Genomic DNA, 22,323 nt, shown 5'->3' with positions numbered 1-22,323 from the left:
TCTGTCGCGCCCCCCTCTGTCCTGCCGGACATCGCCCCCACTTGGGGGGAGATTGGCCGTCACGTCTGCTTTCGCCAATCGCCAACGCTATAGAAATAGTGCTGCCGGCAAAACTGCTGATCTCCCCCCGTGTGGGGGAGATGTCCGGCAGGACAGAGGGGGGCGCTGTCCCGCTGCCTATCGCAATCCGGGAGCAATGCTTGTCCGCCGTTGAACCCACCGCATCATCGCCCCCGCTCCTTTCCGTCGAAGGCGTGACCAAGCATTTCTCCGGCGTCACCGCACTCAGCGATGTCTCGCTCGAGGTGCGGCCCAGTGAGATCCTTGGCCTGCTCGGCGAGAACGGCGCCGGCAAGTCGACGCTGTTGAAAATCCTGTCCGGCGTGATGCCGCCGTCAAGCGGCCGCATCGTCTTCGACGGCGCCGACTACGCGCCGTCCAGTCCGCAGGATGCGAAGCGGCATGGCATCGTCACCATCTATCAGGAACTGAGCCTGATCCCGACGCTGACGGTTGCGGAAAACATTTTCATCGGCCGCGCGCCGCTCGGGCCGCTCGGGCTGGTCAGCTGGCGCAGGATGGAGGACGCCTCGCGCGCGATCATCGCCCGCGTCGGTCTCGACATCGATCCGGCGACGCCGGTGTCCTCGCTGTCGGTAGCCGAACAGCAGCTGGTCGAAATCGCCCGCGCTCTGTCGCTGGAAAGCCGCCTGATCATCATGGACGAGCCGACCTCGGCGCTGACCGAGACCGAGGTGCAGAAACTGATGTCGATCATGGACAGGCTACGCAAGGACGGTGTCGCCATCATGTTCGTCACCCACCGGCTGGAAGAAGCGTCCGCCATTTGCGACCGCATGACCGTGCTGCGGGACGGCAGGCTGGCCGGTCATCTCGACCGCGATGGGCAGCCGATCCAGATTCCGAAGATCATCGAGAAGATGGTCGGCCGCGCCGCCTCCGAACTCTACGCGCGGCCGACGCAGCGCGACGTCGCCGGCGAGGTCCGGCTCTCGGTGCGCGGGCTGCGGACGGTACGCGACCCGTTGGCGCCGCATGCCATCGTGCTCGAAGGCGTCGACCTCGATGTGAAGGCCGGCGAAATCCTCGGCGTTGCCGGTCTCGTCGGTTCCGGCCGCACCGAGCTTGCCCGCGCCATTTTCGGCGCCGACCGTATCGCGGCGGGTAACATCACGCTGGACGGCAAGCCGATCGCCCCGGCCTCCCCCGCCGACGCCATCAAACTCGGCATCGGGCTGGTGCCGGAAGACCGCAAGCACCAGGCGATTTTTGCAGCACTTGGCATTCTCAACAATTTCTCGATCGCCTCGCTCGGCCGCTACAGCAATGGGGCCGGCTTCATGGCCGAACGGCGCGAGCGCGAGGCGCTGGCCGGCTATCGCAAGGCACTGTCGATCCGCATGGCCTCGCCCGACCAGGCGATCGAGGGCCTGTCCGGCGGCAATCAGCAAAAGGTGATCCTGGCCCGCTGGCTGGCGCGCGACCCGAAAGTACTTATCGTCGACGAGCCGACGCGCGGCGTCGATGTCGGCGCCAAGGCCGAAGTGCACCAGATCCTGGTGCAGCTTGCCGCACGCGGCATCGCCATCATGATGATCTCGTCGGAGCTGCCGGAGGTGCTGGCAGTGTCGGATCGCATCGTTACGATGCGGCGCGGCCGTATCACTGGCGAAATGCCGGGCATCGAAGCGACCGAGGAAAAACTGATGGAACTGATGGCGCTCGACCGCAAGCAGGACGCAACGCAATGACCAGCACCACCGAACAGACCCAGCGCAGCGGCATCAACATCGCGCGGCTTCTGATGAGTTTTGGGCCGCTGATGTTCCTGGCGGTGTTGATCGTCATCTTCACCGTGCTGAAGCCGAGCTTCATCGATCCAATCAACCTGTTCAACATTTTGAGGCAGATCTCGATCACCGGACTGATCGCGCTTGGCATGACCTTCGTCATCCTCACTGCCGGCATCGACCTGTCGGTCGGCTCACTGCTCGCCTTCTGCGGCATGGTGGCCGCGGTGGTGGCCAAGGGCGGCACCGCCAACACGCTGTCGCTGTCGACCACGGGCACGCAAGGCTATGGCTGGTTCGCCGCCTTGCTTGCCGCCGTCATCGTCGGGGCGCTGGCCGGCGGCGTCCAGGGCTTTGCCATCACCCGGCTGAAAGTACCGCCCTTCGTCGTCACGCTGGGTGGGCTCACCGTGTTTCGCGGCCTGACGCTGACCATCTCCAATGGCGGACCGATCTCCGGTTTCGACGCCTCGATGCGCTGGTTCGGCACCGGGCTCATCGGACCGGTGCCGGTGCCGGCGATCATCTTCGCGGTGGCGGCCATCCTGTGCCACATCGTGCTGCGCTATACGCGCTACGGCCGCGCCGTCTATGCCGTCGGCGGCAATGCCGAGGCCGCGCGCCTTTCGGGCCTGCGCGTCGACCGCATTCTGATCTCGGTCTATGTCATCGTCGGCTTCTTCGCCGGGCTGGCGGCCTTCGTTTTGTCAGCACGGCTCAACTCCTCCGAAGCCGTAGCCGGCATCGGCTACGAACTTACGGTGATTTCCGCCGTGGTCATCGGCGGTACCTCGCTATTCGGCGGCATCGGCTCGGTCGGCGGCACGGTGGTGGGCGCAGCGCTGATCGGCGTGCTGCAAAACGGGCTGCAGTTCAACAATGTCTCGTCCTACACACAAAGCATCGTCATCGGCCTGATCCTGATCCTGGCCGTGGCCTTCGATCGTTGGCTGAAGTCTCGGGTAAGGCAGTAAGGGATCGGCCATGGTTCAGATCAGGGCGATGGCAGAGAACGATGTAGCGTCGGTATCGCGGCTGCTGGGAGAGTCTTGGCGGCGCACCTATTCGTCGATCCTGGGACCTGAAAATACCGCGCGGCTCTCGGACGACAAGCATGCGCCCGAGCGGCTGGCAGAGGAACTTGGGGACGACAACAAGATGTCGTTCGTGGCCGAACGGCCGGACGGTTCGATCGCCGGCTACGCGATGGCGGCGATGGACGATCGTGGCGATGTCCTGCTCGACCGGCTGCACATCGACAAGACAGAGTTCGGCAGCGGGCTCGCCACCGACCTGCTGCACGCGGTGCTTGTCGCGCATGCCGGCATCCCCAGCATTGCGCTGGAAGTGATCGAGGGCAACGACCGGGCGATCGCCTTCTATCGCAAGCACGGTTTCGAAGTGGTCGAGCGCCACACGGCCGCGCACGGCGTTGGCGGCCACGCCTCGCTGATCATGCGCCGGCTGCTGTCGAGGGCGTAAGGAAGGGAACAGGCAGTGTGGAATAGGGAATAAGGTGGCGCGGATCGATACCCTACGCCTACAGCCTACTGCGCCGCCGCTTGCCGGCCGTCCTCGTCGTCCGGCATATCGAGAATTTCGATCAGCCGCGCCACCTTCGTTCCCGGCAAGCGGCGGCCCTCGTTGACCAGCGCCTCGTCGGCACCGAGCCAGGCGAACGCCTCGCGCAGTTCTTCAAGGGTGGCGCCGGTCAGCGCGATGTCGGCTATGACTGCCTCGTCTACCGGCCCCAACACCGAAATGATGTCGTTGCGTGTCATGGTCACCTCCATGCTAAGTGCCGGCCGGTCGTCGAGATGACGCCGAGACCCGGCCATCCAGCCAACGGATTGCGAGTAAAAACCGCCGACAAAGCAGAATCTGGGTCTTCTTTTCGACTAAGCAAGATGAACGCGCGCGCCTTTTGCCGTCAAGCAGCCGAGTGCGGATCGATGCTGTAGAGATGCACGGGATAGCCGGGACCGATGGCGTCGCGCACCCGGTCCGTCCAGGCGAGGACCGCCGGATAAGCCGCCAGCGCAAAGCCGCAATCTTCGGCACGGTGGCCGTAGGCATAGACAGCAATGTCGGCGATGGTGAGCATGTCGCCGACAAGGAACGGCGTGTCGTTCAGGCTGCGCTCCAGCGCTGCCAGCGTGCGGGCGCCGGCTTCGCGCTTGGCCGGAAGCGTCGCCTGGTTGCGCTCCAGCCTTCCGGCCAGCGTCCAGAAGCGCAGGGAGCCGATGACCGGCTCGACATGGTACTGTTCGAAGAACAGCCATTGCATAACTTTCGCGCTGACATAGCGATCCGCCGGCAGCAAGGGCGTGCCTTCGGCGAGATAAATGAGGATCGCATTCGATTCGGCGATAGCACGGCCATCCTCGAGTTCGAGCACAGGAACGGCGCCGGCCGGGTTGAGCTTCAGGAAGGCGTCGGTGTGGCTCTCGCCCTCGAAAATCGACACCAGGCGGCTTTCATAGGGAATGTTGAGCAGGCCGAGCACGACCCTCGCCTTCCAACCGTTTTGCGACGGCAAATAATCATGAAGCGTGAGCATGGCTGTCCTTTCGCTGCGGTCGACGCCTGATTTGCACGGTGCCACGATACCAGCCACCCGAATCCTGCAATGTGTACGCGCGAAAACAGATAAACTATACGCATGTAGAGTTTTATTGACTTCGCTGTATGTGCGATTTACCCGATAAACACTTGCGTCGGATAACTGCGCGGGCAAGCAATCAGTCTGCGTGTGAGAGGAATCGCAAGCATGAGCCTTTCGCGCCGAAGCGAGATCGCCGCCGAGGCCGTGGGGCCAACGATTGTCGCCGGCGAAATCCTGGTCGAGATCATGGCGACGGAACGGGGTTTCGGCTTCCTCGAGCCGCAATCGCTTGTCGGGCCATTCCCCAGCGGTGCGCCGGCGATCTTCATCGATCAGGTCGCCCGGCTGGGAGGCGGCGCCGGCATTATCGGCTGCGTCGGCCGCGACGATTTCGGCACGCTCAACCTGGACAGGCTGGAGCGCGACGGCGTCGACGTCTCAGCCGTCGATATCAGCGACCGCTTCCCGACGGGATGCGCCTTCGTGCGCTACCGGCCCGATGGTATCAGGGACTTCGTCTACAACATCGCCGAATCCGCCGCCGGGCAGATCCACCTGACCACTGCTGCGCGCCTGCTGGCGGACAGGGCCGGCCATCTGCATATCATGGGATCGACGCTGTCGGTGGCAGGGCTGAAGGAGATCGTCAGCTACGCAGTGCAGGCGGTTCGTGCCCGCGGCGGCTCGACCTCATTCGACCCGAATGTGCGCAAGGAGCTGATCGACGGCTCCGACGGCGCACTGTTTTCCGCACTCATCGACGATGCCGACCTGCTGCTGCCGTCCGGCGACGAATTGCTCGCTACGGCGGGCGTCGATGACGAGCACCGGGCGGTGGCGGCGCTGTTTGCCAGGGGCGTCGGCGAGATCGTGCTGAAGCGCGGTGCTGACGGCTCTTCCTGGTTCGGCGCCGACGGCGCCAGGATCGACTGCGCCGGTTTTCAGGTCGAGGAAGTCGACCCCACGGGCGCCGGCGATTGTTTCGGCGCCACCTACCTGACCTGCCGCCGCCAGGGGATGGAGCCCGGCAAGGCGCTGCTTTATGCCAATGCCGCCGGCGCCCGCAACGTCCCCCGGCGCGGCCCGATGGAGGGCGTCACCAGCTTCGACGGACTCGATCAATTCATCAAGGGAACAGCGAGACGGACATGAGCGCCAACCCGCTTGCAGGCCTCGCCAGCGCGCGCAAAAACGGCTCGCCCTACGGCATCACCTCGATCTGCTCCGCGCATCCGCTGGTGATCCAGACGGCGATCAGGCGCGCCGTTGCCGACAGGGAGAAAAACCTGCTGATTGAGGCAACCTGCAATCAGGTCAACCAGTTCGGCGGCTATACCGGAATGACCCCGGCGCTGTTCGTCGCCTTCGTGCTGGAGATCGCCTGCCGCGAGGGGCTGGAAGCCTCGCGTATCATCTTCGGCGGCGACCATCTGGGACCGAACCCATGGCGCGCAGAGCCGGCGGCGCAGGCGATGGACAAGGCCGAGGCCATGGTCGGCGCCTATATCGCGGCCGGCTTCACCAAGATCCATCTCGACGCATCGATGGGCTGCGCCGGCGAGCCGGCGGCGCTTGACGACGAGACCATCGCCACCCGGGCGGCGCGGCTGGCAAAGGCGGCCGAAACGGGCGCGCACGCCGCAGGCAGCACCTTGCCGGTCTACATCATCGGCACCGAAGTTCCCGCCCCCGGCGGCGTCGACCATGCGATCAGCGAGTTGAAGCCGACCGAGGCGGCGGCGGCGCGGCGCACGATCGAGGTTCACCGGGAGATCTTTGCCCGTGAGGGGCTGACGGAGGCCTTCGGCCGCGTCATGGCCGTGGTGGTGCAGCCGGGCGTGGAATTCGGCAGCCAGAACGTCGTCGCCTACGCGCCCGAGAAATCCAAGGGCCTGACCGGCTTGCTCGATGAGCAGCCGTCGCTCGTCTACGAGGCGCATTCGACCGACTACCAGAGCCGTGCGGCTTTGACCGAGCTGGTCGCAAACGGCTTTCCCATCCTCAAGGTCGGCCCCGGCCTGACCTTCGCCTTGCGCGAGGCGCTTTACGGGCTCGACCTGATAGCATCCGAAATGATCACGGATTATGGCGACCGGTCGCTCGCCCGGACCATGGAAAGCGCGATGCTGGCAGCACCCGGCCATTGGCACAGCCACTATCATGGCAACGAAGCAGAGCTCTATGTGCAGCGGCATTACAGCTACAGCGACCGCATCCGCTATTATTGGAGCAACCCCACCGCTGTCGCGGCGGTCGAGCGCCTGTGCAAGGCGCTGGACGACGTTGCCATTCCCGAAACGCTGATGCGGCAATTCCTGCCGGCGCTGCCGGCCGAACTCGGGCCGGCGGGCAATCCCGAGGCTATCCTTCTCGAAGCTGTCGATCAGGTGCTGGCCGACTATGACGCGGCCTGCCGTGGGACCTGAGTGCATTTGCGCCGGGTTGATCTTTGCCTCAGCCCAGTGTCTCTGACGTTTCCATGAAACCAGCCATGTTCTTTCTCCTGTTCGCGGCCTCTCTGCTGGCGTCGCCGGCACGCGCCGACTGGAAGCCGGTCGAAAAGGTCGAGACCTACGCCATCGCAGGGCGGACCGGCCCGGAACTCTATGCCGCGATCGGCGAAGCCGGCCCCTTGCTCGGCAAGGGTCGGGTCATTGCGCACACCAATTTCAAGCTGACCTGGACCAGGGACTACAGGCCGCAAGGCGACGCCTGCGTGCTCAAATCGGCGCGCCCGAAACTGATCATCACCTACACCTTGCCAAAGCCGGCCGAACCGTTGCCGGCTTCCGTCCAGAAGAACTGGACGGTGTTCATCGCCGGGCTCGCCGCCCACGAGAGAGTGCATGGCGCAGCCATCGCCGAGATGGTGCGCAAGATCGAGGCGGTGAGCGTCGGCCTGACCGTTACTGATGACCCCGGCTGCAGCAAGATCAGAACCGAGCTGACGAGGCAACTCGCCCAGATCTCGCTGGCACAGCGGCAGGCGAGCCGCGACTTCGACCGAGTCGAATTCGGCCCCGGCGGAAACCTGCAGAAGCTGGTGCTGGCTTTTGTGAATGGGAGGTAGTTTGCCGGTGTGCCGGTCATAGCGCCGAGTGTTCCGAACGACAAGAGCACCGGCCGCATGGCCGCTTTACAGGCAGGCTTGGTAGCGCTACCGTCTGATTGTCGCGCGACCTGTTGGGGCAATGGGAGACGGTCGCGAGGCGGGAGAGGAGCGGTTTCCTTCGGGGCGTCGCAAGAAGCATTCGGGAGGAGATCGATGGCGTCTGTCGCGATCGGCGACGTTTACAAATCGTTCGGGACCGTCGAGGTCCTGCATGGCGTCAGTGTGGATATCGACGACGGCGAATTCGTCACGCTGGTCGGCCCGTCGGGTTGCGGAAAATCGACCCTTCTCAGGATGATCGCCGGCCTGGAAAAAATTTCTCGGGGCGAGATCGCGATCGGGGATCGGGTCGTCAACAACGTTGCCCCGAAAGAGCGCGACGTTGCCATGGTGTTCCAGAACTACGCGCTCTACCCGCACATGACGGTCGCCGAGAACATGGCGTTCTCGCTCATGCTCAAAGGTGTTTCGAAGGCCGATTGCGCTACCAGCATTCAGCGCGCCGCCGAAATCCTCGGGCTGGTGCCATTGCTGACGCGATATCCGCGCCAGCTTTCCGGCGGCCAGCGCCAGCGCGTCGCCATGGGCCGGGCGATCGTGCGCGATCCACAGGTTTTCCTGTTCGACGAACCGCTCTCCAATCTCGACGCCAAGCTCAGGGTGCAGATGCGCGCCGAGATCAAGGAAATGCACCAGCGGCTCAAAACGACGACAGTCTATGTCACCCACGACCAGATCGAGGCCATGACCATGGCCGACAAGATCGTGGTCATGCATGACGGCATCGTCGAACAGATCGGACCGCCACTGGAGCTCTACGACAGGCCAAACAATCTCTTCGTCGCCAGTTTCATCGGCTCGCCCGCCATGAACCTGATCAGGGGCGAGATCGTCACCGACGGGTCTCCGTCCTTTCGCGGCGCCGGGGGAATTTCCGTGCCGCTGGCCGGCGCGCCGGCCGTTGGCAACGGTCATCCGGTGGTGCTGGGAATACGGCCCGAGCATTTGCGGCTATCGTCAGACCAAGGCATTCCAGTCTCCGTCGCGGTGGTCGAGCCGACCGGGTCGGAAGTGCAGCTCATCGGCCGGACCGCCGGCGGCGACGAGATCGTCGCCAATTTCCGCGAACGCCATGCCTTCACACCGGGCGAAACCATACGGCTCTCTGCCGCGCCTGGCCTGATTCATCTCTTTGACGGCAAGACCGGAACACGATTTGAAACGCGTAGCGGATGGTAAGGACCGCATAGCAAGGAAGATAAACCGGAGGAGACGACCATGAAGTTCACGAGACGCGACGTAATCCGCACGACCGCAGGTGTTGCGGCGGGAGCCCTGGGAAGCCGCTTCGTCGGCTCGCCGGCTTTTGCCCAGGAGGGCTTGAAATACAAGCCCGAGGAAGGCGCAAAGCTGCGGCTGCTGCGCTGGTCGCCCTTCGTCAAGGGCGATGAGGATCAATGGCTGGCCAACACCAAGCGCTTCACCGAGGCGACAGGTGTCGAGGTTCGTGTCGACAAGGAAAGCTGGGAGGACATTCGCCCCAAGGCAGCGGTCGCGGCCAATGTCGGTTCCGGCCCGGACCTCATGTTCGTCTGGTTCGACGACCCGCATCAATATCCCGACAAGCTGCACGACGTGACCGAGCTCGGCGAGTATCTGGGCTCGAAATATGGCGGCTGGCACGACGGACCAAAGCAATATGCGACGCGGGACGGCAAGTTCGTCGGCCTGCCGCTGGCCACGATCGGCAATGCCATCGTCTATCGCGAAAGCTGGGTGAAGGAGGCCGGCTTCTCCGAATTTCCGAAGGACACGGCAGGCTTCCTCGAGCTTTGCAAGGCGTTGCAGGCGAAGGGACATCCGGCTGGCTTCACGCACGGCCACGGCGTCGGCGACGGCAACAATTACGCGCACTGGCTGCTGTGGAGCCATGGCGGCCAGATGGTCGACGAGAGCGGCAAGGTGGCGATCAACAGCCCCGAGACGCTAAAGGCGATCGGATACGCGCAGGAACTCTACAAGACCTTCATTCCCGGGACCGAAAGCTGGCTCGACGTCAATAACAACCGCGCCTTCCTGGCCGGCGAACTCGGCGTCATCGCCAACGGCATTTCCGCCTACAATACGGCCAAGATCAACAAGGACAACGATCCGAAGCTGGCTGAGATCGCCAAGGACATCCGCACCACCAACCTGCCGATCGGTCCCGTCGGGAAATCGGTCGAACTGTTCCAGGTGACCACCGCCGTCATCTTCAACTACACGCCCTACCCCAATGCGGCCAAGGCCTATCTGCAGTTCATGTTCGAGGATCCGCAGATGACCGACTGGATCACCTCCTCGGCGGGCTATTGCTGCCAGACGCTGAAGGCCTTCGACAACAATCCGGTGTGGACGGCCGACCCGAACAATGCCGCCTATGCCAAGGCCTCGGCGACGCTGCGCCCCAACGGCTATGCCGGGCCGCTCGGCTATGCCTCGGCGGCGACCATGGCCGACTATGTCCTGGTCGACATGTTTGCCAAGGCGGTGACCGGCCAGGCGACGCCGCAGGAGGCGATGGAGGAGGCGGAGAAGCGCGCCAACCGCTACTACCGCGTTTGATCACGGCACCGCCGGGCAGCGTCTAGTGCGCTGCCCGGCCCGTCGCACAATCCCATGGCGGCCGTTGACGCCGTGACCTGATTCCCCGATGAGGAGCCCTCCATGGCCGTGCCGTCCGTTGCCGCCCAGCCGCGTCCGTCGATGCTTTCGCGGATCTCCGAAAGCCGCAACGCGCTGGGCTTCGGCTTCATGCTGCCGGCGGCGGCGCTGCTGCTGGTCTTCCTGACCTATCCGCTCGGGCTGGGCGTCTGGCTCGGTTTCACCGATGCCCGGATCGGCCGCCCCGGCATCTTCATCGGCGTCGAGAATTATCAGTACCTTTGGAATGACAACGTCTTCTGGCTCTCCGTCTTCAACACGCTGCTCTACACGGTCAGCGCCTCGATCCTGAAGTTCGTGCTCGGCCTGTGGCTGGCGCTCATCCTCAATGAAAACCTGCCGTTCAAATCGTTCTTCCGCGCGATAGTCCTGCTGCCCTGGGTGGTGCCCACTGTACTGTCAGCCATCGCCTTCTGGTGGATCTACGATTCGCAGTTCTCCATCCTGTCCTGGGCGCTGCAGCAAATGGGCCTGATCGACCACCGCATCAATTTCCTCGGCGATCCGGAGAATGCGCGCGCTTCGGTCATCGCCGCCAACGTCTGGCGCGGCATTCCTTTCGTCGCCATCACGCTGCTCGCCGGCCTGCAGACCATTCCGCAGTCGCTCTACGAGGCGGCCACGCTCGACGGCGCCAGTCGCTGGCAGTTGTTTCGTTATGTGACTCTGCCGCTGCTGACGCCGATCATCGCCATCACCATGACCTTCTCGGTGCTGTTCACTTTCACCGATTTCCAGCTGATCTACGTGCTGACCCGGGGCGGACCGGTGAATGCCACGCATCTGATGGCGACATTGTCTTTCCAGCGCGGCATTTCCGGCGGCCAGCTTGGCGAGGGCGCGGCCATCGCGGTGGCCATGATCCCGTTCCTGCTGGCGGCGATCCTGTTCAGCTATTTCGGCCTGCAACGCCGCAAATGGCAACAAGGCGGCGGAGACTGACATGGTCAAGACGGCCGCGACAAGGAAGGCGAAACGTGGGGATATCGACGAAGGCGGCATGGGCTACCTGCAGAGCCTGCCGCGCCGCGTGGTGACGGTCTATCTGCCGCTGCTGGTGTTCGTCTTCGTGCTGTTGTTTCCGTTTTACTGGATGACGATCACGGCGGTTAAGCCCAATCTCGAGATGACCGACTATGCGCAGTTCAATCCGTTCTGGGTGGTGCATCCGACATTGGAGCATATCCGCTATCTCCTGTTCGAGACCTCCTATCCGGGCTGGCTGCTCAACACGATCATCATCTCGACCGCCGCTACTTTCCTGTCGCTGCTGGCGTCGGTGTTCGCCGCCTATGCGATCGAGCGGCTGCGGTTTTCCGGGGCGCGGCAGGTCGGCCTCGGCATCTTCCTCGCCTATCTGGTGCCGCCCTCGATCCTGTTCATTCCGCTGTCGGTAATGGTGTTCAACCTCGGGCTCTACGACACGCCCTTCGCGCTCATCCTTACCTATCCGACCTTCCTGGTGCCGTTCTGCACGTGGCTGTTGATGGGTTACTTCCGCTCCATCCCGTTCGAACTGGAAGAATGCGCGCTGATAGACGGAGCGAGCCGGTGGCAGATCCTCACCAAGATCGTGCTGCCGCTGTCGGTGCCCGGCCTGATCTCCGCCGGCATATTCGCCTTCACCCTGTCATGGAACGAGTTCATCTATGCGCTGACATTCATCCAGTCCTCGGAAAACAAGACCGTGCCGGTGGGTGTGCTGACCGAGTTGGTGCGCTCCGACGTCTACGAATGGGGGGCGCTGATGGCGGGAGCGCTGATCGGCTCGCTGCCGGTGGTGGTGCTCTATTCGTTCTTCGTCGAGCACTATGTCTCGTCGATGACCGGCGCGGTGAAGGAGTGACGCGCCGGCTCACGCGAGGCGACCGGCGCGGTCAGATCGCGCCGATGATGCCGCCGTCGACGCGGATGTTCTGGCCGGTAATGTAGCCCGCACCTTCGGAAGCGAGGAAGGCGATGGTCGCGGCAATTTCCTCCGAGGTGCCGTAGCGCTGCATCGGCACGCTGTCGCGGCGCTCCTCGGTGGCCGGCAGGCTGTCGATCCAGCCGGGCAGCACATTGTTCATGCGCACATTGTCGGCGGCGTAGGTGTTGGCGAAGATCTTGGTGTAGGCGGCAAGACCGGCGCGGAACACGGCGGATGTCGGGAACATCGGGCTCGGCTCGACCACCCAGGCGGTCGAGATGTTGATGATGGCGCCGGCCTTCTGCTTGACCATCTGCGGCGCCACGATGCGCACCGGCCGGATGACGTTCATCAGATAGACGTCGAGACCGGTGTGCCACTGCTCGTCGGTGATTTCGAGGATCGGCGCGCGTGGCCCGTGGCCGCCGCTGTTGACCAGCACGTCGATGCGGCCGAAGCGCTCGAGCGTCAGATCGGCGAGCCGCTGCAGATCGTCATTCGACTGGTTGGAGCCGGTGACGCCGAGGCCGCCAAGCTCCTTGGCCAGAGCCTCGCCCTTACCGGAGGACGACAGGATCGCGACCTTGAACCCGTCCGCCGCCAGCCGCTTGGCCGCCGCCGCGCCCATACCGCTGCCACCCGCGACGACGACTGCCACTTTTTCTACACTCATTTTTCTCTCCTTGGGGTTTTGCGGCGTGTGTCTCGCGACTTCAAAGGATGATATAGCCGGTCTTGCCATCTGGTTCGAACCAGAAAGCCTGAAATCAAGCTGTAGAAAAACTCCTGCATGCCCGAAGCCTTCCTGAGCCTGCCGCCGTTGAATGCGCTGCGTGCCTTCGAAGCCGCCGCGCGTCATCTCAACTTCCGCATCGCCGCGCAGGAGCTGAACGTGACGCAAGGGGCGGTGGCGCAGCATATACGCGGGCTGGAGGCGGATCTCGGCGCAAAGCTGTTCGACCGGCTGCCGCGCGGCCTGGCGCTGACCGATGAGGGACGTGCCTATGCGCCGAACATTCGCCGCGCCTTCGAGCTGATCTCCGAGGCAACGCTGCTGTTGCGGCCCGAGCCGGCGCGGCTGACGATCAGCGTCACGCCGAGCTTTGCCACCAAATGGCTGATCCCCAAACTGCCGGAGTTCGTCGCCCACAACCCGCTCGTCGATTTGCGCATCCTGGCCAGCCAAAGCCTGTCGAGTTTTCAGGCCGACGGCGTCGACATTGCGGTCAGGCAAGGCCGCCCGCCCTTCGGCGCCGGCCTGATGGTCGACCTGTTGTTCCCACAGCAGATCGTCGCCATCTGCAGCCCTGCCCTGCTGCCTACCGAGGCGAACGAGATCGCGACGGCCGATATCCAGCATCATGTCCTGTTGCACGACGCGCACAATCTGTGGCCGGAATTCATGGAGAGAGCGCTCGGGCTGAAGATGGCCACCGAGGCCAAACGCATGCGCTTCAACCAGACAGGCCTCGCGATCGACGCCGCCATTGCCGGCCAGGGCATCGCGCTGGCCAGCCGGTTTCTCGTCGCTGCCGACATTGCCGCCGGCCGGCTGGTGCAGCCGATCAACGCAGAGATGCGTGGGACGCACGATTTCTATGTCGTGATGCCGCGCAAGCAACGGCACCCAGAACCGACGCAAGCCGTGCGGCAATGGCTGCTCGATGAGGGCGACGCGGCGGGGCTGTGATGGATAGCCGATCTCCCCGCAAGGCGGGAGATCCGCAGCTTGGCCGACGCCGCCCCTTTCAGCTTCGCCGAGCAATGTCGGCCGCCACTGCCTTCGCCTCGCGTCCAATTTCCCTGAGCAGACCGGTGACCGGATTGTAGAAGCCGACGAGGTAGAGGCCGAGTTGCGAGGCGCGGGCGTTGACGCCACTGCGCTCCGGCTGCAATTCCACGGGCAGAAACTTTTCGTAGCCCGGGCGATAGCCGGTGGCGAGGATGACGGCGTCGAAATTTTCCTGCCTGCCGTCGGTGAACGCAGCGCCGCGCTCGGTGAAGCCCGCTATGTCGGGCGCGATCTTGATGGCGCCTTTGGTGATGGCGTCGACCGTGCCGACGTCGATGACCGGGATGCGGCCGACTTCGTCGATCTGTTGCAGGATGCCCTGTTTCGGCCTGACGATGCCGTATTTCTCGAGCTTGCCCAGCGCGAAATCGAGGATGATCGGAAACATCCAGTCGTTCAGCGCCTGCGGCATTGGCCGGCTGGCGATGCCGACCATCTGGATCGGCACGCCAAACAGCTGGCGCGGCACGATGTGGACGCCCTTGCGCACCGAAATGGTCGGACGCGCGCCACTTTCCGCCAAGTCGAGCGCGATCTCGGCGCCGGTGTTGCCCATGCCGACGATCAGCACCGAGCGGCCGGCAAAAGGCGCCGCTTGCGTATAGTCGGCGCTGTGCAGCACCTCGCCCTTGAAAGCCTCGATGGCAGGGAGCCGGGGGATGATCGGCTCGGCATTGTTACCGCTGGCGATAACGACATGGCGCGCCTTGAGGTTGTCCGATCCTGTCTCGACCAGAAAACCGCCGTCCCCGAGGCGAATGGCTTTCACCGTCACACCGAAGCGCGGGCGCAGATCGAATTTTTCCGCGTAGTCGTCGAGATAGCGGACCACCATTTCGCGCGGCACGTAGCGCGGATAATTTTTGGGAAAGGGCAGGAACGGCAGCGACGAGAACGACTTGACCGTATGCAGATGCAGCCGCCGATAGTGCCGCCGCCAGGCGGGCGCGATCTCCTGCGATTTTTCGAGCAGGATGAAATCCACTCCTGCCCGCTTCAGGCAGGCACCGACCGCAAGGCCGGCGGGCCCGGCGCCGACAATAACGACAGTGGTGTCCAAGCGATTCTCCTCCCGCTAGCTCCTTAGGCTACGCGTAGAAGCGCAGGCGGGACAAGGCGCGCCTCACCTTCTCCCCTTGTTGGAGAAGGTGGATCGGCGCGCTAGCGCCGAGACGCCTTCGCATCGCGGCGCGCACGCTGCGCATCCTGGCCGGTCTCGGCTCACCCCCGGTGACGAATGTCTATCCCGGCAATCGCCCATGCTGTCGGACGGGCTGCCTGTCGCCGGCCGCACCGCGGTCGAAGAGCTCTACGTGCATGGCGGCATGGGCCCAATCGGCATGCATGCCGCCCCCGCCACCGCGCGCTGGCTGGAAGAGGCCGTGGTTCGGGCGATGGCAATCCGAAGCAGACATGGCTCCGGCCACAGCGATTTGCGGGATGGGAAGGGTGAGGCTGCGCGACGTCGTGTCGATCTAGCCCGCCATCGGCCCGAAGGGAGGGCTGGCCTTGCTCGCTAGCCGATATGCTCGGCGCGCAGCTTCTTCTTTATCTGCTCCATGCCCGCCTCGCCGCCCGCGGCCAGTTCGTCGGCGATCCTTGCCAGCTCGTCATCGGCGTTGCGGTACTTGCTGCCCCAGGCGCCGAGCGTCGCCAGCACCGGCAACAGGTCGATGCCCGCCTCCGTCAGCTTGTAGATCGCCTTGAGCTTGTGCGTGGGGTCGTCGCTTCTGGTGACGATGCCCTCATCCTGCAAGGTCTGCAGCCGCTCGGCCAGCGTGCGTGACGAGATGCCTTCGCCTGATAGCAGGAACTCCCGGAAGTGCCTTTTTTCCGCGAAAATCATGTCGCGGATGATCAGCAGCGTCCAGCGGTCACCGAGCAATTCGAGCGATAGGCTGATGGGACAGCCGGATCTTTGCCTGGTCGACATTCAAATGCTTCCATTTTTAAATCACTTTACTATTGACATCATTTTTCACTCATGTCAATGGTTCCGAAAGTAAAGCAATAACCAACGCCGCCTGACCTGGCGCTGGTGACACCAGAGCTCAATCAGGAGAACGACGATGAGAAAACTGATCCTGCAGATGCAGATATCGGTCGACGGTTTTGTCGGCGCGGCCGGCGATGAGCACTGGCAGCTCTGGGAATGGGGCGCCAACTGCCCGTGGGACGACGACTTGAAGCAGGATTTCAACGCGGTGTTCGCCGGCATCGATACCATTCTGCTCAGCCGCAAGATGGCCGAAGAAGGCTATCTAACCCATTGGGGCAATGCGGCAAAAAACTATCAGCGCGATCCCTTCTACGCCTTTGCGCAGCGCATCGTCGAGGCGCGCAAGGTGGTGCTGAGCGACAAGCTCGCGGCATCGCGGTGGGAGCGCACGACGCTTGCCAGCGGCGACCTGCCGCGCGAGGTCAAGGCCCTGAAAGCTGAAGGTGAAGGCGACATGGCGGTATTCGGCGGCGCCGGCTTTGCCTCGGCGCTGATTGCAGCGGGGTTGGTCGATGAGTTCCAGCTGTTCATCAATCCGGCCGCGCTGGGCGACGGCGAGCGGATTTTCGACCGTGGCGGCTTCCGGAAATTGCGCCTGCTCGGCTCTAAAGCCTATGCCTGCGGAATGGTGGTGAACCGCTACGCGCCGGCAATGTGAAGCAGTTCAGCGATTGAATCCGTGGACCGCTTCAACTCTTTGTTTTTACGAGAACTCCGGACGGATCACCGCAACCCGCTCCTCGTGAACCTGCGCTAGAAATTGATCTCGACCGAAGCGGCACTTCGCTTTGCCGGCCCGTGAAACACCGCCTCGATGTTGTTGCCGTCGGGGTCGAGCAGGAAGGCGGCGTAGTAGCCGGGGTGGTAGGGCCGCTCACCCGGCGCGCCATTGTCGGCGCCGCCGGCATCGAGGCCGGCCTTGTAGAACGCATCGACCATGGCGTTATCCCTGGCCTGGAAGGCCAGATGATGGCGCCCGGTCAGTTGTCCCCTCGCCGCCCGGCTGTCGAGGCTTGAGATGAACAGTTCGTCGGCCCAGAAATAGTCCTCGGCCTCGCCGCCGATCGGAATGCCGAGCACCTTGAAGGCGGCTTCATAGAAGCCCCGGCTCGCCTTGAGGTCCCTGACCACCAGCTGGACGTGGTCGATGAGGCGGCCGCGATGCAGTTCCATGAGCGATATCTCCCGTCGCGAGACCACAAAGCTAGTGCCGCGGAGCGGCTCGTCAATTCGGCAGTCTATCTTGTCGGCGCGCTTGGCAGCCTTACACCCTGCTTTTGTCATATCCGGATGGACTTCCACGCAGACCGGATAAAAAATGCAACCGGATTGTCGGATTCGAAATCCCGCCAACGTCCTTCGGACGCAAGCGGCGCAACGGAGCTGGAGCGAGTGGCGCCGCATCGAAACCGATCTCGGGAGAAGAGCATGAACAATTCCTACCGTTGGGTGATCGTCGCGTGCGGCGCGCTGATGACCTGTGTGGCGCTCGGCGCGATGTTTTCGCTGGCGATCTTTCTCGAGCCGATGGCGCTCGACACCAACTGGTCGCGAACCGGCATTTCCAGCGCCATGACGCTGAATTTCTTGGTGATGGGTGCAGGCGGTTTCGCCTGGGGCGCCATCTATGACCGTGTCGGCGCCCGCCCGGTGGTTTTTGCCGGCGCGGTGCTGCTCGGCCTGTCGCTGGTGGTGGCGAGCCGAGCCCAATCGCTGCTGGTCTTCCAGCTGAGCTATGGCGTCATCGTCGGGCTGGCGGCCAGCGCCTTCTTCGCGCCGATGATCGCGCTGACCACCGCCTGGTTCGAGACCCATCGCAGCCTGGCCGTGTCGCTGGTCTCGGCCGGCATGGGCGTGGCGCCGATGACCATTTCGCCCTTCGCGCGCTGGCTGATCACGGCCTATGACTGGCGTACCGCCATGTTCGACATCGGGATCATGGCCTGGGTGCTGTTGCTGCCGGCCGTCTTCCTGGTGCGCCAGCCGTCGGCGGCGGTCGCGGCAGCGGATGGCAGCGCGCCCGCGCCTGCCGCGGCCCCCGGCATGTCAGTCGGCCAGGCGCTGCGCTCGCCGCAATTCCTGGTGCTGGGCATGACCTTCTTCGCCTGTTGCGCGGCGCATTCGGGGCCGATCTTCCACATGGTGAGCTATGCCATGTCGTGCGGCGTGGCGCCGATGGCAGCCGTGTCGATCTACAGCGTCGAGGGCCTTGCCGGCCTTGGCGGGCGCGTGCTCTACGGCGTGCTCGGCGACAGGTTGGGCGCCAAGCCGGTGCTGATCGTGGGCCTCGCCATCCAGGCGGTGGTGATCGCCGCCTATCTCGCCGTCGGCAATCTCGAGCAGTTCTATCTCCTGGCGATCATCTTCGGCGCCACATATGGCGGCGTCATGCCGCTCTATGCGGTTCTGGCGCGCGACTATTTCGGGCCACGCATCATCGGCACGATACTTGGCGCCGCGACCCTGTTGTCCAGCCTCGGCATGTCGTTCGGCCCGCTCGCCGGCGGCATGATCTTCGACGCCTATGCCAGCTATTCCTGGCTGTTCATCGGCTCGGCGCTGATCGGCCTCGGTGCTGCCGGCATCGCCATCGCCTTCCCGCCGCAGCCCGGCCGAGAGAGGCTGCAGGCGACGTGAGCGAAATTTCCCTCGAGGGGAAATACTCATCACCCTGTCGCCGTTCCCGAGCGCAGCTCTTCCCTGCCCTCGTCGTCGCGGCTGAGCCTGGCGTCCGAGATCAGCACCACCGGGCATTGGCAGCGCTGCAGCACGCCGGTGGTCGTCTCGCCAAAGAAGAGTTCCTCGCCAGGGCGCCGCGCCACGCCCATGACGATCAGCGCCGCCGCCCTGCCGGCCTGGCGGGCAATGGCATCGGCGGCGGCGGCCCGGCTGCGGATGGCCGTCTCGATCTCGACGCCATAGCGGTCGGCTAGCGCGACGGTATCCTTCAGCACCGCCTCCCTGTGGCGATGCGAGACAGTGTCGCGCGGTTCGTCGCGGCCGACGCGCGCGACATAAAGTATCTTGACCCGCGCACCCGTGACCGCTGCAATCGCCAGTGCCATTTCGGCACCCCGGCGGGCGATCGCGGTGCCGTTGACCGGAACCAGAATCTTCCCGCCTTCAGGTCCTAGCCTTGGCATTTGGCGGCCGGCGCCGGTCGCCTTCAGCACCAGGCATAGCGGACCCTCGAAGGCGCCGGCGATCTCGTTGATGCGGCGGGTAAACCCACCTTTCGAGGTGACCGCGCGGCCGAGCCCGATCAGCAGCAGCCCATAGCCTTTGCGCGCCTCCTTGGCAACCGTTTCGGCCGAAAGCTCGGCCTCGTGGCGCCGCGTGACAGGCGCCGCGCGGGCCAGCTCCTCGTCCGAACTCCTGGCGGCCTCGCGGCTGTCCTCGGCACCCTTTTCGATCGGCTCGAGCTTCGCATCCGTGCCGGGCTCGGCCTCCTCCCCCTCGCCTCGGGCATGCAGCACCGTCGTCGGCCTGCCGGCGCCCACGACTCCTGCGAGGTAAGCAGCAAAGCGGCCGACAGCGCCCTCATCGGTCACCACCAGCAGTCGTTCCAGATTGGCGATGAAGCCGCGTTGGTCGATCTCCTCGCGCTCCAGACGCTTCTTCTCGTTCTCGCCCATCGGCAAGCGGCCGAGTGCCCAACGCAAGGTCGGCGGCATGGCGAGCGTGGTGATGACGGCCATGGTCACGATCATGGTGAAAAGATTGTGCGACAGAACGCCGATCGACAGGCCAATAGAGGCGACGATGACTTCGGTCGAGCCGCGCGCGTTCATGCCGCAACCGACGGCGATGCCTTCCTTGCGGCTCAAGCCGGCAAGCTCGGCGCCGATGAAGGCGCCGGCGAATTTGCCGAAGCTGGCGATCAGCACCAAAGCGGCCGTGAGTAGCGCAAGCTCGTGGTCGACAAGCACGGTGAGATCCGCCGAAAGGCCGGCGACGCCGAAGAAAACCGGCATGAACAGCGCCATGATGACGCCGCGCAATTGCCCTTCGATATGACGCGACAGGATCGGCGATTCCCCAACCAGTATGCCGGCGACGAAGGCGCCGAGCACGGTGTGGACGCCGATCAGATCGGTGATCAGCGCCATTGCGCCCATGATGGCGAGAATGACGGTGACGACGGCGTATTCGCTGCGGAACGTATCGTTGGTCCAGCGGATGGCGTCGAAGACGATGCGGCGGCCAATCGTGAAGGAAAACCCCATGAAGGCGGCGACGCCGACAATGGTGAAGGCAAGGCTGCCGAGCTCGATGCGCCCCTTGGTGGCGATGCCGATGGTGATGGCGATGATCACCCAGCCGATCGTGTCCTCGATGATGGCCGACGAGACGATGATCTGACCGAGATCGCGGCGCATGAAGTTCATCTCGCGCACCACCATGGCGACGATCTTGACCGAGGAGATCGACAGCGCCGTGCCGAGGAAGAGACCGGCGACAATGCGCTCGGTTCCGTCGGCCAGCAGCGAGGCCGGCATGAACTGTGCGGCGGTGAAGCCGAGCGCGAAAGGCACGGCGACGCCCGCGGCGGAGATGGAAAAGCACGCACGGCCGACCCTGCGCACCAGCCGCAGATCCGTCTCCATCCCGGTGAGCAACAGAAGCATCAACACGCCGAGCTGGGCGATGGCGCTGATCATGCTCTTTTGGGTGGCGTCGCCTGAAAAGATCACGCGTTCTGCTTCCGGCAATAGCCAGCCGAGCAGCGATGGCCCGAGCAGGATGCCGCCGATGAGCTGACCCATCACCGCCGGCTGGCCGAGACGCTCCAGCAATTCGCCGATGCCGCGGCCGACGAGAAGCAGAAGGAGGATTTCGAGAACGAAAATGCCCTCGCTGGACATGCCGGTCTTTTCGGCTGCCAACGATGCGGCCGGGATGAATGCGAAAGCTGCCGCGGCAAGCGCGACCGGCCGGCGCCGGTTGACCACGAAGGACATGCACCCCCTCATCGTGCCCGGTATAACGTTTGCGGGCGAGATCGGTTGCACGCCACGCTCCCTTGGCGCGCCGCAGGTTCCTCATTACCTGAATCGCATAACAGGCCTATCTGACTGCGGATAAACCGCCGAGACCCGGGCCGGCGACGGAACATTTTCAACCGATTGCGCGTTGCGCAGATGGGGATGACCGGCGTCGTTTCGGCCGGCCATGGCGTTGGGAGGCGCATGGCAAGGGATGTCCCAGGTCAAGACCGTGAAAACCGACGAAGCGGCTGCAGCGCCGCGGGCGTCTGATGCGTTCGCGCTGAAGCTCACCTCATCGGAATTCGTGGCCACCATGTCGCATTTCCACCGCGCCGAAATCGCCCGCATGGCCGGCTGGCGCGACCGGCTGGACCGTACCAGCAACTGGGCGATTACTGTCGTCGCCGCCATGCTCTCAGTCTCACTCTCGACGCCCAGCGCCCATCACGGGGTGCTGCTCTTTGCCATGCTGCTGATCACGCTGCTGCTATGGATCGAGGCGCGGCGCTATCGTTTCTTCGACGTCTACCGGGCCAGGGTGCGCCAGTTCGAGCGCTATTATTTCGCGCAGATCTTCTCGCCGCAGCCCGACTACGCCTCCAACTGGCTGGCCATCGTCGGCGAAGGCCTGCGTTCGCCGCGCTTCCTGATCTCGCAACGCGCGGCGTTGGTGCGCCGGCTGCGCCGCAACTACATTTTCATGTACACGATCCTGATGCTGGCGTGGGTGCTGAAGATCACGACGCCCAGTCTGCAGCGCGAAGGGTCGCCGATAGGCTTGGGCGCGTCATTTCTCGACGCCGCGCGCGTGGCGCAGCTCGGCCCGGTTCCAGGCATCTATGTCGCGTGCATGGTCGGGCTGTTCTATGTCGGCCTGCTCGCAGCCGCTTTCCTCATCTCAAGCGACGATGGCGAGCTTTCGCATGGCACCGTGCATGTCTGAGAGCGGCCTCGAAAAGCGCAATCTGCCGCGGTGATCTTCAGCAGACATTGTCGACCATCAGAGCGGTCGCTTCCGACCGGCTTGCGGCTTCCTCAACCGGAAGCCGTGCGCGATGGCGCTTGTAGGCGGTGAGCGCGATGACCAGCACGCAGCATACGGCGTTCAGCCAGTTGATCGCCGCCAGAGCGGGATCGTTCAGATTGATGTGGGCGTAGAGTCCCGTCGTGGCGTTGGCGCCTGTCCACAACAGCCAGGTCGCGTAGGAAATCGCCGACGCCCCGTGCCTGTCCCGGGCCACCCGCACGATCTGCGGCAGGTAGGACACCACGCGCAAGCCATTGAAAATAGTGAAAAGATAAAAAGACAGATCAGCAAGTGTCATCCGAAACCCCTGTCATGGCCGGACGTCCCATAGCGTTCCTTGCAGTGGCGGCATGTGAGCCCGTTCACATGCCGGCTTC

At 64.0% G+C, this 22,323-nt stretch carries 22 protein-coding genes; 14 read left to right on the top strand and 8 right to left on the bottom strand.

What is annotated here, in order from left to right:
- Positions 1-140: 140 nt before the first annotated feature.
- From NKI06_RS13515 to NKI06_RS13505, 3 genes are read left to right on the top strand one after another with little or no spacing between them, the layout of a single operon-like run.
- Positions 141-1,772, top strand: a complete 1,632-nt coding sequence (locus NKI06_RS13515; RefSeq protein ID WP_502900591.1) for a sugar ABC transporter ATP-binding protein — start codon at positions 141-143, stop codon at positions 1,770-1,772.
- Positions 1,769-2,785: an ABC transporter permease gene (locus tag NKI06_RS13510; RefSeq protein WP_352985726.1), complete on the top strand. Its 1,017-nt coding sequence runs from the start codon at positions 1,769-1,771 to the stop codon at positions 2,783-2,785. The genes NKI06_RS13515 and NKI06_RS13510 overlap by 4 nt, the downstream gene beginning before the upstream one ends.
- Positions 2,786-2,795: 10 nt before the next feature.
- Positions 2,796-3,293, top strand: a complete 498-nt coding sequence (locus tag NKI06_RS13505) for a GNAT family N-acetyltransferase (protein WP_023828764.1) — start codon at positions 2,796-2,798, stop codon at positions 3,291-3,293.
- Positions 3,294-3,358: 65 nt separating this feature from the next.
- Here the strand turns inward: NKI06_RS13505 and NKI06_RS13500 are convergent, their stop codons facing one another.
- Both NKI06_RS13500 and NKI06_RS13495 read right to left on the bottom strand, forming a co-directional pair.
- Positions 3,359-3,592 (bottom strand): hypothetical protein, encoded by a 234-nt coding sequence (locus NKI06_RS13500; protein WP_352985723.1) that lies wholly within the window; start codon positions 3,590-3,592, stop codon positions 3,359-3,361.
- A 149-nt stretch (positions 3,593-3,741) separates the two neighbouring features.
- On the bottom strand, positions 3,742-4,371 hold the full coding sequence (locus NKI06_RS13495; RefSeq protein ID WP_352985721.1) for a glutathione S-transferase family protein: 630 nt from the start codon (positions 4,369-4,371) through the stop codon (positions 3,742-3,744).
- Between the two features lie 210 nt (positions 4,372-4,581).
- Here NKI06_RS13495 and NKI06_RS13490 point away from each other — a divergent pair, with 210 nt between their 5' ends.
- From NKI06_RS13490 to NKI06_RS13460, 7 genes are all read left to right on the top strand, one after another.
- A complete protein-coding gene (locus tag NKI06_RS13490) occupies positions 4,582-5,568 on the top strand; it encodes a tagatose kinase (protein WP_352985719.1) in 987 nt (328 codons plus the stop codon).
- Positions 5,565-6,842 carry a D-tagatose-bisphosphate aldolase, class II, non-catalytic subunit gene (locus NKI06_RS13485; protein WP_352985716.1) on the top strand — a complete coding sequence of 426 codons (1,278 nt, stop codon included), beginning with the start codon at positions 5,565-5,567 and terminating at the stop codon, positions 6,840-6,842. Before NKI06_RS13490 ends, NKI06_RS13485 begins: the two co-directional genes overlap by 4 nt.
- Positions 6,843-6,907: 65 nt before the next feature.
- The gene (locus tag NKI06_RS13480) at positions 6,908-7,486 is read left to right on the top strand and encodes a DUF922 domain-containing Zn-dependent protease (RefSeq protein WP_348524267.1); all 579 of its coding nucleotides are present in this window, start codon (positions 6,908-6,910) and stop codon (positions 7,484-7,486) included.
- A 195-nt stretch (positions 7,487-7,681) separates the two neighbouring features.
- Complete coding sequence (locus NKI06_RS13475; RefSeq protein WP_352985714.1) at positions 7,682-8,767, top strand: ABC transporter ATP-binding protein; 1,086 nt, start codon at positions 7,682-7,684, stop codon at positions 8,765-8,767.
- Between the two features lie 39 nt (positions 8,768-8,806).
- The gene (locus NKI06_RS13470) at positions 8,807-10,132 is read left to right on the top strand and encodes an ABC transporter substrate-binding protein (RefSeq protein WP_352853151.1); all 1,326 of its coding nucleotides are present in this window, start codon (positions 8,807-8,809) and stop codon (positions 10,130-10,132) included.
- A gap of 141 nt (positions 10,133-10,273) precedes the next feature.
- On the top strand, positions 10,274-11,173 hold the full coding sequence (locus tag NKI06_RS13465; RefSeq protein ID WP_373432851.1) for a carbohydrate ABC transporter permease: 900 nt from the start codon (positions 10,274-10,276) through the stop codon (positions 11,171-11,173).
- A gap of 1 nt (position 11,174) precedes the next feature.
- Positions 11,175-12,077 carry a carbohydrate ABC transporter permease gene (locus NKI06_RS13460; protein ID WP_023673469.1) on the top strand — a complete coding sequence of 301 codons (903 nt, stop codon included), beginning with the start codon at positions 11,175-11,177 and terminating at the stop codon, positions 12,075-12,077.
- 31 nt (positions 12,078-12,108) lie between these two features.
- Here the strand turns inward: NKI06_RS13460 and NKI06_RS13455 are convergent, their stop codons facing one another.
- Positions 12,109-12,813: an SDR family oxidoreductase gene (locus NKI06_RS13455; RefSeq protein WP_023819075.1), complete on the bottom strand. Its 705-nt coding sequence runs from the start codon at positions 12,811-12,813 to the stop codon at positions 12,109-12,111.
- Between the two features lie 117 nt (positions 12,814-12,930).
- On the opposite strand from NKI06_RS13455, the gene gcvA reads away from it, so the two are divergent.
- Positions 12,931-13,830 (top strand): transcriptional regulator GcvA, encoded by a 900-nt coding sequence (gcvA, locus tag NKI06_RS13450; RefSeq protein ID WP_023685899.1) that lies wholly within the window; start codon positions 12,931-12,933, stop codon positions 13,828-13,830.
- A gap of 58 nt (positions 13,831-13,888) precedes the next feature.
- Here the strand turns inward: gcvA and NKI06_RS13445 are convergent, their stop codons facing one another.
- Positions 13,889-14,992 carry a flavin-containing monooxygenase gene (locus NKI06_RS13445; protein ID WP_352985711.1) on the bottom strand — a complete coding sequence of 368 codons (1,104 nt, stop codon included), beginning with the start codon at positions 14,990-14,992 and terminating at the stop codon, positions 13,889-13,891.
- A 456-nt stretch (positions 14,993-15,448) separates the two neighbouring features.
- Positions 15,449-15,865 carry a winged helix-turn-helix transcriptional regulator gene (locus NKI06_RS13440; RefSeq protein WP_352985709.1) on the bottom strand — a complete coding sequence of 139 codons (417 nt, stop codon included), beginning with the start codon at positions 15,863-15,865 and terminating at the stop codon, positions 15,449-15,451.
- A 136-nt stretch (positions 15,866-16,001) separates the two neighbouring features.
- On the opposite strand from NKI06_RS13440, the gene NKI06_RS13435 reads away from it, so the two are divergent.
- Positions 16,002-16,589 carry a dihydrofolate reductase family protein gene (locus NKI06_RS13435; protein ID WP_352985707.1) on the top strand — a complete coding sequence of 196 codons (588 nt, stop codon included), beginning with the start codon at positions 16,002-16,004 and terminating at the stop codon, positions 16,587-16,589.
- A 95-nt stretch (positions 16,590-16,684) separates the two neighbouring features.
- Here NKI06_RS13435 and NKI06_RS13430 read toward each other — a convergent pair whose 3' ends face one another.
- A complete protein-coding gene (locus tag NKI06_RS13430; RefSeq protein ID WP_352985794.1) occupies positions 16,685-17,113 on the bottom strand; it encodes a VOC family protein in 429 nt (142 codons plus the stop codon).
- A gap of 246 nt (positions 17,114-17,359) precedes the next feature.
- Between NKI06_RS13430 and NKI06_RS13425 the strand changes: the two genes are divergently transcribed.
- Positions 17,360-18,568 carry an MFS transporter gene (locus NKI06_RS13425; protein ID WP_352985705.1) on the top strand — a complete coding sequence of 403 codons (1,209 nt, stop codon included), beginning with the start codon at positions 17,360-17,362 and terminating at the stop codon, positions 18,566-18,568.
- A 29-nt stretch (positions 18,569-18,597) separates the two neighbouring features.
- Here NKI06_RS13425 and NKI06_RS13420 read toward each other — a convergent pair whose 3' ends face one another.
- Positions 18,598-20,892: a cation:proton antiporter domain-containing protein gene (locus tag NKI06_RS13420; RefSeq protein ID WP_352810869.1), complete on the bottom strand. Its 2,295-nt coding sequence runs from the start codon at positions 20,890-20,892 to the stop codon at positions 18,598-18,600.
- A 238-nt stretch (positions 20,893-21,130) separates the two neighbouring features.
- On the opposite strand from NKI06_RS13420, the gene NKI06_RS13415 reads away from it, so the two are divergent.
- Positions 21,131-21,862 carry a DUF2270 domain-containing protein gene (locus tag NKI06_RS13415; RefSeq protein ID WP_352985702.1) on the top strand — a complete coding sequence of 244 codons (732 nt, stop codon included), beginning with the start codon at positions 21,131-21,133 and terminating at the stop codon, positions 21,860-21,862.
- 37 nt (positions 21,863-21,899) lie between these two features.
- Here NKI06_RS13415 and NKI06_RS13410 read toward each other — a convergent pair whose 3' ends face one another.
- The gene (locus tag NKI06_RS13410) at positions 21,900-22,244 is read right to left on the bottom strand and encodes a PQ-loop domain-containing transporter (protein ID WP_023673886.1); all 345 of its coding nucleotides are present in this window, start codon (positions 22,242-22,244) and stop codon (positions 21,900-21,902) included.
- Between the last annotated feature and the right edge of the window lie 79 nt (positions 22,245-22,323).

The organism is Mesorhizobium sp. M0772 (genome assembly GCF_040320135.1).
Lineage (GTDB): Bacteria > Pseudomonadota > Alphaproteobacteria > Rhizobiales > Rhizobiaceae > Mesorhizobium.
This window is presented reverse-complemented; position numbering and strand designations above follow the sequence as displayed.